This is a genomic window from Chryseobacterium sp. 2VB (genome assembly GCF_005503635.1).
In the GTDB taxonomy this organism is placed as follows: domain Bacteria; phylum Bacteroidota; class Bacteroidia; order Flavobacteriales; family Weeksellaceae; genus Chryseobacterium; species Chryseobacterium cupriresistens.
The window spans coordinates 1-1,096 of sequence record NZ_SCNC01000059.1; the positions used below are offsets into that span (position 1 = coordinate 1).

Consider the following 1,096-nt stretch of genomic DNA (forward strand, 5'->3'; position numbering starts at 1 on the left):
GGACTATCGTGTGGACACAATTATTCCTAGTTTTATACATTTATTGTTATTTAGTATTATGACAAGAAATTTCAGGGAATTAGCCGATAAACGTTTACTTAAACGTGGCAATAAAATTTTAGATGATTTATTTTCCAAAAGCGTTCATTCGATTCGCCGTTTAAGTGATGATGAAGCTTCCGCCAAGGGATATTACCGTTTTCTTCAGAATGATCGTGTCAGAGAAGAAGACCTGATCCGCAATATGTCTTATAACTGTATTGAAGCCTGTCAGGGCAAATATGTGATCTGCATTCAGGACACTACTGAAATTAATCTTTATAGTCATAAAGGGAGAATAAAAAAAGACCACTTTATTGGCACGACCACCTCCAAAAAGGATCTGGGTCTGGGTTTCTATATCCATCCATCGGTTGTTCTTGATGCTTCCAACGGTACACCCTATGGCTTTGCTAATGTTAAGCTATGGAGTCGTTCGCAAAATTTTGCGAATAAACATGAAAGAAACTACCGTGATCTTCCTATCGAAGAAAAAGAATCCTACAAATGGATCGAAGTATCTGAGCAAACCATCTCTGCTTTGAAGGCGCAAGTTCCGGGCATGCTTATTGTGCAAGATCGTGAGGGTGATATTTATGAGCAGTTTGCCAGGATTCCCCAAGAAGGTGTAGATTTATTGGTCAGGGCAAGGGCAGACCGTTCACTTCCAGATGGGACAAAATTATTTTCCAGCATCGACAAGGAGCAGGTACCTGCTGTTTATTCGGTTTTTATTGATGCCAGAAATGGGAGGAAAAAGAGAACAGCCAAGGTAGAAGTCCGTTATAAACAAGTAGAAATAAAGAGCCCTAAAAGAATAAATGAAAATACGCCTAAAAGCTTAAAAATATATTTTATAGAAGCCAGGGAAGTTGAATATGAAGGCAGCGATGCGGTCTGCTGGCGTTTGTTAACTACCTTATCTATAGATAATATGGAGATGGCCATGAACTGTATCGAGTGGTATAGCTGGCGTTGGAGAATCGAAGAGATATTTAAAATTCTGAAAAAGGAAGGCTATGACATTGAATCCTCAGAACTGGAATATGCTTCTTCG

Annotated in this window: 1 protein-coding gene; it reads left to right on the forward strand. The window is 39.1% G+C overall.

The annotated features are described in order from the left end of the window. Positions 1–58: 58 nt before the first annotated feature. Positions 59–1,096, forward strand: a 1,038-nt coding sequence (locus FFS26_RS22365; protein WP_137906190.1) for an IS4 family transposase, incomplete at its 3' end; no start/stop codon positions are given.